12 protein-coding genes are annotated in these 9,601 nt (G+C 33.1%); 3 read left to right on the top strand and 9 right to left on the bottom strand.

Features of this window, described 5'->3' with window-relative positions; translation table 11 throughout:
- Window positions 1-45: 45 nt before the first annotated feature.
- From ACT8VG_RS03850 to ACT8VG_RS03830, 5 genes are all read right to left on the bottom strand, one after another.
- Window positions 46-594 (bottom strand): hypothetical protein, encoded by a 549-nt coding sequence (locus ACT8VG_RS03850; protein WP_444195243.1) that lies wholly within the window; start codon window positions 592-594, stop codon window positions 46-48.
- A 9-nt stretch (window positions 595-603) separates the two neighbouring features.
- Window positions 604-1,632, bottom strand: a complete 1,029-nt coding sequence (locus ACT8VG_RS03845) for a helix-turn-helix transcriptional regulator (protein WP_117459488.1) — start codon at window positions 1,630-1,632, stop codon at window positions 604-606.
- A complete protein-coding gene (locus ACT8VG_RS03840; RefSeq protein WP_444195242.1) occupies window positions 1,596-2,216 on the bottom strand; it encodes a hypothetical protein in 621 nt (206 codons plus the stop codon). Before ACT8VG_RS03840 ends, ACT8VG_RS03845 begins: the two co-directional genes overlap by 37 nt.
- 112 nt (window positions 2,217-2,328) lie before the next feature.
- The gene (locus tag ACT8VG_RS03835) at window positions 2,329-3,225 is read right to left on the bottom strand and encodes a hypothetical protein (RefSeq protein WP_418439323.1); all 897 of its coding nucleotides are present in this window, start codon (window positions 3,223-3,225) and stop codon (window positions 2,329-2,331) included.
- A 49-nt stretch (window positions 3,226-3,274) separates the two neighbouring features.
- Window positions 3,275-4,135, bottom strand: a complete 861-nt coding sequence (locus tag ACT8VG_RS03830; protein ID WP_440252148.1) for a DegV family protein — start codon at window positions 4,133-4,135, stop codon at window positions 3,275-3,277.
- A 95-nt stretch (window positions 4,136-4,230) separates the two neighbouring features.
- Here ACT8VG_RS03830 and ACT8VG_RS03825 point away from each other — a divergent pair, with 95 nt between their 5' ends.
- From ACT8VG_RS03825 to ACT8VG_RS03815, 3 genes are read left to right on the top strand one after another with little or no spacing between them, the layout of a single operon-like run.
- The gene (locus ACT8VG_RS03825; protein ID WP_022424525.1) at window positions 4,231-4,827 is read left to right on the top strand and encodes an IMPACT family protein; all 597 of its coding nucleotides are present in this window, start codon (window positions 4,231-4,233) and stop codon (window positions 4,825-4,827) included.
- Between the two features lie 2 nt (window positions 4,828-4,829).
- The gene (locus ACT8VG_RS03820; protein WP_331873686.1) at window positions 4,830-5,384 is read left to right on the top strand and encodes a manganese efflux pump MntP; all 555 of its coding nucleotides are present in this window, start codon (window positions 4,830-4,832) and stop codon (window positions 5,382-5,384) included.
- A gap of 58 nt (window positions 5,385-5,442) precedes the next feature.
- The gene (locus tag ACT8VG_RS03815; RefSeq protein WP_195920604.1) at window positions 5,443-5,886 is read left to right on the top strand and encodes a dUTP diphosphatase; all 444 of its coding nucleotides are present in this window, start codon (window positions 5,443-5,445) and stop codon (window positions 5,884-5,886) included.
- A gap of 229 nt (window positions 5,887-6,115) precedes the next feature.
- Here the strand turns inward: ACT8VG_RS03815 and ACT8VG_RS03810 are convergent, their stop codons facing one another.
- The 4 genes from ACT8VG_RS03810 to ACT8VG_RS03795 all read right to left on the bottom strand — a co-directional run bounded on the left by ACT8VG_RS03810 (window position 6,116) and on the right by ACT8VG_RS03795 (window position 9,079).
- A complete protein-coding gene (locus ACT8VG_RS03810; RefSeq protein ID WP_187012849.1) occupies window positions 6,116-7,372 on the bottom strand; it encodes an aromatic acid exporter family protein in 1,257 nt (418 codons plus the stop codon).
- A gap of 2 nt (window positions 7,373-7,374) precedes the next feature.
- Entirely contained in the window at window positions 7,375-8,166 is a 792-nt protein-coding gene (locus ACT8VG_RS03805; protein ID WP_238928276.1) for a DUF4866 domain-containing protein, read from the bottom strand.
- Between the two features lie 114 nt (window positions 8,167-8,280).
- On the bottom strand, window positions 8,281-8,826 hold the full coding sequence (locus tag ACT8VG_RS03800; RefSeq protein ID WP_444195241.1) for a hypothetical protein: 546 nt from the start codon (window positions 8,824-8,826) through the stop codon (window positions 8,281-8,283).
- Complete coding sequence (locus ACT8VG_RS03795) at window positions 8,807-9,079, bottom strand: DUF4430 domain-containing protein (RefSeq protein ID WP_444195240.1); 273 nt, start codon at window positions 9,077-9,079, stop codon at window positions 8,807-8,809. The genes ACT8VG_RS03800 and ACT8VG_RS03795 overlap by 20 nt, the downstream gene beginning before the upstream one ends.
- Window positions 9,080-9,601 lie beyond the last annotated feature (522 nt).

The raw sequence follows: 9,601 nt of genomic DNA, 5'->3' as shown, positions 1-9,601 counted from the left end.
AGCAAACAGTGCTTTTAATTATTTGCACTGTCTACTGGGAGGTCATCATATCAAAATGTCTAAGTCTTTTATTATGTCTTCAGATTCCACAAATCCAGGATCCATATGTGTCAAGAAATGCCACTCATCTGAACTTCTATATAAGATGGCTTCGCCATCTTCAGAACCAAAATAAGCTCTCTCTACCTCATATCCTTTAGATTCTAAGTATTGTTTAACACATCTATAGTTATGTTCTCTTTTCTCTATATAATCCTTAAGTTCATTATTAGGAATAGAATAAGCATCCACTCTTGTAGATCCTTCAATCATTCCATCTCCTGGTATAGATAAGTCCACTATCTCATTCCAATAAATATCTACTCTTACATCACCTGTAAACATATATGTAGTAAAAGGTACAATATGACCATTATATCCTAGTTCTACATAATCAGGTACAGTAGTAGAATCAAAGTACTCATACTCAAACCCTTCAATGTCTTCATACTGATATCCAGCTAATTGAGATATAAGCTTTCTACCTTCCTCTATTGAGAAAAATAAGCCAACATTAGTACTTAACTCACCTTGACTTAATTGTAATATATACATAGTTATCACCTATTTTTTATAGTAGCTTAAGTTCTCTTCTAATCCATCTGTAATAGCTCCTTTAAGCTTCTCTGGACCTACCACAATAATCATTGGACCAAACTGTCTAATCCAGTTCATTAAACCTGTATTAAAGATAATTCCTTCAACACGTGTTTCATACCATTGATGATCATTCTCTATTGGCGCAATAGTCTTATTAATAGTAATATCTTTTCCTAAACGTGATACAACTTCTCTAATAAGTACGCCATCAAACTGAATATGCAGTGTAATTTCATCACCATCAAAGAAACTATTCATTGACTTCGCAAGTGATTGTTTCAATGATTCACTCATTTTTTCCTCATCATCAAAATCAAAATAATATGTACGGCTCTTATCTAGCTTTCTAATACGATCAATACGGAATGTAGTCAATGAATCCTTATGCTTATTATAATAAGCACGTAAATAGTAATGACCATCCACAATCACTGTATTATAAGGACTCACATTATAATATTCATGATTAATACCTGCATTACCCTTAGTAGAATATGTTTCTACAGGATGTCCATCCCTAATAGTATAGTCTACATACTGGAAACGTATATCCTTCTTATTACGTATTGCGGAAGTAATAATCTTTAGATTTTTACTTAGAGAATAGACACCTTCATCATCATCTTCTAATTCTGGTACAATGAGATAATCCTTCTGTTTAGCAGGTGAAAGTTTTAAAAGCTTATTAACTATTTCTCTTTTATCATTATTTGTCAGATCTTGACGATAATTCACCATATCAATAAGTAATTGTATCTGTGCTTCATCAAAATAACCTGTTTCAATCATATAACCAAAACGTCTCACTGCTTTGATTATTTCTTTTCCAAACATTAAAGATGTAAATACATTGATCTGTTTAATCACTGCATATACAGCTTTTAAACCAATATCATAACCTTTTTCTTCTAATTGACGCTGTATATCTTCTGCACTGATGCATTCCTCTGAATTCATCAATAATGAGAAGACAGCCCACATTTTTTCTCCCATCTTATGCCTCCTGATACCTGGTAAGATACCTTTTTACTATAATGATCCACAAGCTGGAAATAACCAATTAAGTCATAAGATGCATAAAGATTTAGAAGTGATTCATCTGGTTCCACTTCACAATTCTCCAAGTATTCATAAGCCCCTTCTATATCTTCTTCTACTAAAGAAAAGTAAGCAGCCTGTGCATAAGTAATCACTTCTTTATCTACTAATAAAGAGATAAGTGCAAGATATGAGAAAGGCATCAAATGTCTCACAATACGGTATACATCTAATGGTGATCCATTATGGAGCATATAGTTACATAAATTCTTATTCAATGATTGAATACGAGGATGTTCTCCAAATAAGTATTCAATCATTACGAGATGATTTTCTAAACATTGCATATCATCTATTTCATAGAGTTTCTTTAAGGATAGACCTAAGTATTTCTTTTGGTGTGCCTTAATATAACCTTCTATTTTCTTCTGACTTCTGCAAGTATCAATAAATGAATCATGATATACATCAATGACATCTAAATAGTCCTTTAATTTATTTAATGAGATTGATGTAATTTCTTTATAACTTTCTAACATATTCTTTCCCTCCTCTTTTTTCTAACACTATTATAGCGAAGAGAAAGAATTTATGCGTTAATGTTAATGGCGATAACACCTTATTATAGGTGTTTTGATAATTTTCTTTTTATTAATAATCCCATAAGTTCATATCTGGGTAGTTTGTTTCATATAAAAACTGTTCATTCATGACTTTAGTCAATATGGCAGCCCAGAGTATCAATGCATAAAATGAGTTATTTAAACATTGTACTGTACCTCCACCATTGACCTTATCTTCATATACATAAAGTTCTTCTTTTTCTGATGGTACATAATCTAGTTCATCTAGATCATCTAATATACCATCATATGGTCGAGTACTCATTTCTTCTATGACATCAATCCACTTCTTATATGCTTCTTCTGTATGATCATATGAGAAAAAACGTATCGCAGCACGCAACTTGTATATAGCTGCATAGACTGCATTGAATGTAAGTTCTGTATAGGGTTTTTCTGTAATAAGCTTAGGTAAGAATATACCTGGCTTAAAAGTCAAATGAATACTAGGTTTTACATCAGTATAATCATGGGTAATACCCACACTCGTACGTACATATTCTCTTGATAGTTTTATTAATGCAAGACATACACACATATTCGCATATTTCATATCATCTACTAATGGGAGTGAAAAACCTAAGTCTGCACCATATTGTCTAGAGAAGAAAGGCTTAAAGACAGCTTCTTCATCATATTTATAAGTAACCGCAAAAGTATAGTCTTTAAATGTAATACCATGAGTCTTAAGAGAGTCTCTTAATGCTTCATCATAATCCTCATAATTATTCTCCAACATATCCTCTACGACATCACCACTTGTCATAACAGCTTGAAAGCTTAATTCCTGTAAAAGAACTGCTGCTTCTAATCTTTTAGTAATTTCTCCTTTGGTGATACACGTCATATCACCACTTTTCAATAAATAACGCAAGCTTTGTGTAGCTGCACTTGTCTGTACAACCATTTCAAATTCTCTTTGCATATATATACCTCCTTTCTATATGAAAAAAAGCAGATTCATCATCTGCTTCCTACTCTGCGAGATTTTTGATGAATTGGATTCCTACACCACCAATTCCCATATGAGCACCTACAACACTTGGTAACTCTCTCATGGTAACTTGACATGGACCTAATTGTTCTTCAAGATAGTCTCTTACACGCTGAGCTTCTTCAGGTGCAAGAACATCTTCAATCGCAAATGTATAATCTTTCGCATTTGCGCCTCTTTCAACAACACGATCAGCAAGCATCTTACATGCCTTACGTGTTGTTCTTACTTTGCCTAAAGTATCAATCTTACCACCTAATTCACTATTCAATTCCATAACTGGAACAAGCTTCAACATATTGCCAAGCATTGCGACTGCAGGCGTAATACGCCCACCCTTTTTAAGGTGATTCAAGTTTGGTGTAAAAATAATTGTACCTGAATGCTTAACCATACCTTCAAGCTTTTCTTTAATTTCAGAAACAGACTGACCCTTTTCTACTAGTTTTCGTGCTGCTTCAACAAGCTTCTTTTGAACATGTGCTGTTCCTTGAGAATCGATTAAAGTAATAGGCATTTCTACTGTATCAGCTGCAACCTGCATACCATTTAATGTAGATGATAAACCAGTTGCGATAGGAATCCCAATTAACTCATCATAACCATCTCTTTTTGCATCTTCCATAGCCTTCATTAAAGAACCAGTCGAAGGTTGAGATGTTGTAAACATATCATCTGTTTCCTTCATCTGATTAAATACATCAAGACTTGTGATTTCTAATTGATCTAAATATGTCTGACTACCATGACCAATACATAATGGTGCAATATAAATACCTTCATGCTCTCCATTAATATCAATCTGACAGCCACTGTCTGCAATAATCGCTATTTTACTCATTTTTAATACCCCATCAGTGATAATACACTATGTACATTATAGTTTATTTCTTTTTATTTTACAACTTTTACGCTATAATACGAACGGGTGAAACTATGAGATCAATCAAAGAAACAACGACAAATACAATCATTATTAAGAAATCAGAATTCATTACTACCCTAATTCCATGTAATGATGAAAAAGAAATAAAAGACTTAATAGAACTCTATTCTAAAGATGATGCAACACATAACTGTGTTGCTTATCGAGTAGGTCCTTTAGAAAAAGCAGATGATGATGGTGAACCATCAGGTACTGCAGGACTTCCTATGTTGAATGTATTACAAAGACAAAAGATAGATAATGTGATTGCGATTGTAACACGTTATTTTGGTGGGATTAAACTAGGGGCCGGAGGATTAACTCGTGCTTATACTAATAGTGTTGCAGATGCATTAAAAGAAGCAGAAATAGTCGATAAAGAACTTGTTAAACTATATCGTATTAGTGTTGACTATCACTTCAGCCGTAAGGTATCTTATTTAATACAATCTAAGAATCTGTTATTAATGAATACTGAGTATGATGAAGAAGTTCACTATGATGTTTATTTAAGAGATACATCATTCTTAGATGAACTCAATGAACTGACTGCATCCAATATGCATTATGAGGTTGTAAAGGAAGATTATATTCCTGTTGAGGTATAAAGATGTCTAGTATAGAAATATTACTTATTGGTATTGGGTTATCCATGGATGCTTTTGCGGTATCTGTATGTAAAGGATTGTCTGTAAAGAAGTTATCTATTAAGAATATATTGTTATGTGGTGTATGGTTTGGTGGATTCCAGGCATTGATGCCATTTGTTGGTTATTGTCTAGGTTCCACATTGAGTGGTTTAGTGGATTCTATTGACCACTGGATTGCATTTATACTACTCGCATTTATTGGAATCAATATGATTAAAGAATCATTTGAAGAAGAGAAACAGAATGATGACTTCTCATGGAAGACAATGTTGATGCTTGCTATTGCGACTGCTATTGATGCACTTGCGGTAGGTGTTACGTTCTCTTTTGAATCTATCAATATCTTCATGGCTATTTCTATTATTGGTTTAACGACATTTATTATTGCATCAGCTGGTGTATATATAGGTCATATATTTGGGAATAAATATCAACAGAAAGCACAGATCACTGGTGGTATTATTCTTATTCTCATAGGTGTTAAGATTTTAATAGAAGGTTTAGGGATTATTTAGAGAATCTACGTGATTCTCTTTTTTAATTGACTATAATAGTATATAAGAGGTGATTTAAATGAATGAATTATCAAAATTATATCAGTTAGTATTAAACAGAGAATTAGATATTCCTAAGGGTCAGATTCTAGATATTAAGAAGATTGACCATAAACTTCTTGCATTTATGCAATGTGTGTATAATACAGGAGAACTAGGACATGTTTATACATTCTGGGATAAAGATACTCAGGTTGATCAAAACGCTCTTTTAGACACTTATATTGAAGGTATGCGCTTATTAATGAGTATTGCGTATGACTTACAGATTGATGAAATCAAGAGTCATGAAGAAATGCCTGAAAAGAGCAGTTCTGTTGATTTACTCTTTAAAGTCAATCAGGATATTCTAGATTTAAGAAATGGTTATAGTCCTATTAAGTTACAGGATGCTTTGGATGATTATTTCCATTTTGGATTTTCTCTAGGTATCACATTTGATGATATGTTGGAAGGATTGTAAAAAAACATAATAAATACATAGAGAATACATACGAATTACACAACATACATGTATATTATAAGCATGAAAGAGGTGATTCTTATGATCTATATTATTCTAACTATTATTGCAGTATTACTAAGTACTTTAATCATGGGAGTTGCAAATAAGTATACAAATAAAAAAATCCATGATATTGATCATGAATTGAATATACATTGAGACTCCCCCATTACGAAAAGAAGGCAGCTTATTGTGGCTGTCTTCTTTTCATTTGAATTCCTTCATATTCGTTATGAATACTTTTTACGATACTATTGAAATCATTATCAGGTACAATAACGTCACATATAGCATCAGATGAACCATATACAATACTTTCTTTAATATCTAACTTTTCTTTTAATCTTTCCAGCATATTTTCTGGAGTGGCTTCATAAGAAAGAATCTTAAGTAAGCACATGCCTTCAAAATAATCTTCTTCTACAAAATAACGCAATTGTTTATGTAATCCTAAATCTATCAGGTCATCTATAATATCATAGATAATCTCTTTTGTATTAAGAATACTTATATAAAGAGGTTGATATGAGTGTGTAGGCATACCAAAGATGTAATTACGATAAGGGGATTGACGCATCATATCATAATAGTCCATTTGTTCGGACTGGTCGAAACTATTATAATATGTCAATAATACATCGTCTTTGAGAACGTGATAAAAGTAATTAAGATGTTTATCATCTAATAATTGAGTGATCTTTGTACCTAATGTTTGTGATAATGGGTAGGTACAAAGTAATTCATTTTTTGGTACGTCATACAAAATTGCGCCATCTAATGCGATCACTGGGAGATGCAATTTAAGATGTTCAATTTCTGCCTGCATGGATGCAGGTGTTCTTTTTGTGATGATAGTGAATAAAGCACCATCATCTACTATTTTATTCAATTGAGTCTTATTGAAGTCATTTAACTGCTGGTGTGCTGTTTGTTCCATATCGTCAAGTTCAGCTACAAAGAGAACATCATTTCTTCTTTTAACTGGTAGATGTAATGTACAGACAAGATAACCTACACCAACACCAATACATGTATCTAAGACACGATAGAATAAGAATGCGTAAGGTGAAATACCAGCATGGGGAATCACTGCAACACTTAAATAAGCCACACAGGCCATAAATGCCATATGCTGTACTTTAAATAAGACTGTTAAATAAATAGTCAACATAATAAATAATGCATTAAGTAAATCCCATGCGAGATCAATATGGATGAAAGGCTGTAAAAACATGACAATAGCTCCTGTAATTGCCCCTATAAGTGTGCCGAGGGCTCTTACAAGTGCCTGGTTCTTTTCATTCTCTTTATCTGGCTGAATACAGATAATTGTGGTTATAAGGACATAGAAAGGTGATCTCTGTACACCAAAGAGAGTGAATAATACCATGATGATGAAGACAGCAATACTTGTTTTAATAATACGTAATCCGATTCTAGGCATAATTACAACTCCAAACTATCATTACCGGCTTCAGCCATCATTTTTTCTCTACAAGATAGAACTAATCCATCAATGATTTCCATATGTTCAACCATCTGTCTTCTAAACAAATGTGTAGGAAGCAATATCGCAATTTCATCATAGTCTTTATCATTCTTCTCTCCTGTTTCCTGTCCATAATAAACACGAGCAAGAGGTGCTTCTTTTTGAATACTGAAGAATGTATCCCAGATGATTGCATAAACCTGCGCAGGTGTAAGATGAAGCTTCTTAGTATCAGGAAGTGCATAAAGAAGTAAGATGCCTCTGACTGCATCTGTCTTTCTCTGGTCTACTGAACCGTCATGTTTATAATAACGTTCTATATCATAGCCATCAGCCAGATAAACAAGGGAACGGGGAACAGGCTGATGTTGTGAAAGGATACTTTTAAATCGTCTCATCGTATGGTGTGAGACGTCCTTTCCTTCTAACAGGTCTCCAGAAGGTGATGTAAGTAACACTGGATTCTCTCCTGCTTTACCATGAAATGTTTGAGGAATCAAATATGCATCACGTAATAAATCAAACATAGATTTACCACATATAGCGAGTAATAATGCACTAATATCCTGATTTGAATAACTATCTAGAACGACTTTTGAAAAGGTCTCATTGTTTAATTCTTCTGATCCCTGAAAGTCTTCTAGACTTGAATTGAATGTTTCTCTTAGTCTTGCACAAGCTTCTTTACTTGCGAGTATTTTGTGAAATATGTTCTCTACTTCTTGAACACGTGGAAATAATGGTGTCATAGTTTTAACCTCCATCCACTTGTGATTATAGACTTTCTATATCATATGTAAAATGTATCTTTCAGATATTGACAATATATTTATTACATGACAAAAAAGTGATTCGCAACCGAATCACTTGTAATAGTCTTTTGTATATTGAGACATTTCCTGTTTAAATAAACGCATAAGTATAGGTGCACAAAGTAAATAAAAGACAAAATTACCTACTGCATGGAATGTATCAAATAAGAGCCCCTGGACATAATAGATACCAAACCAGACAGGACCACCAATAATTAATTGTTCGAGTGAGACGACAAATCCAAAGACATAACCCATTAAAAAGGCATAGAGAGCCATAAGAAGTAATGGGGGTTCTTTATTTATTTTCTTATAGAAGTCACTGATACATTGAGTGAATAAACAGATGACTACCCATGAGAGAATCTGAAAAATTGTCCATGTTCCCATACCTAGAATCATATTGGATGCAATAGTTGTTACTACTGTGAGTTTAATTCCAAATGATAAGCCAAATAAGAGTACAGATATAATAATGATAGATGTAACAGGTTTAAAGTTAGGAAGTGCCTGTAAGGCTACTCTAGAGGCAATATTGACTGCAGAGAGAATACCTATCAAACATATTTCTCTTGTCTTATTGTTCAGCGTTGACATAATACCAAATGACTTGATCTCCTGCTTTTAACCTATAAGCTCCTGCCCCAATATTTGGTGGTGTACCATTCACTTTATACATCCATCCAGAACTTGGCCCATGATCAAATTCTTTTAATCCATCTATACCTGATACATAAACAGTAGAACCAAACCCTTTTGTAGAGATACTCTTACCATTTTGTTTTGCAAGTTCTCTTAATACACTATAAGCTGTAGAAGAACTATTCACTTCTATATTCCCCTGCATCATTATGCTATTTACTCCAATCACCTGTACTGAAACAGTTTGTTTTATAGGTGTTTCCTGTTTAGGTGGTTCTACTTGTTGAGGAGCAGAGGTTTCTTGTTTACTAGAAGAATTGTTTGTTTCTGTCTTCTTTGTCTCTTGTTTAGTAGAAGAAGATTTTGTTTCTATTTTCTTTGTTTCCTGCTTCTTAGCCTCTTGTTTACTAGAAGAGGATTTTGCCTCTTTTTTCTTTGTTTCCTGCTTCTTAGTCTCTTGTTTACTAGAAGAATCAGATAATTTTGTATCAGTCTTCTTCGATTTTTCTTGTGACTCTATTTGTTTTGTCTCTTCTTTTTTAGAAATATCTTTCTTCTTTATGCTACTTTTTACTTCATTACTAATAGTAGGCTGAGACTGGAATTGTCCAGTTATACCACGATAAGCTGTAAAGCCAAATATAAAGATAAAAGCTATTGCTACAAAGGCAATAGCTAATTCATAAGTATTACAATTCTAAATTATTTCTATTAACTTATGATTACTAAT

It is taken from the genome of Catenibacterium sp., from assembly GCF_052354645.1.
Lineage (GTDB): Bacteria > Bacillota_I > Bacilli_A > Erysipelotrichales > Coprobacillaceae > Catenibacterium > Catenibacterium mitsuoka_A.
This window is presented reverse-complemented; position numbering and strand designations above follow the sequence as displayed.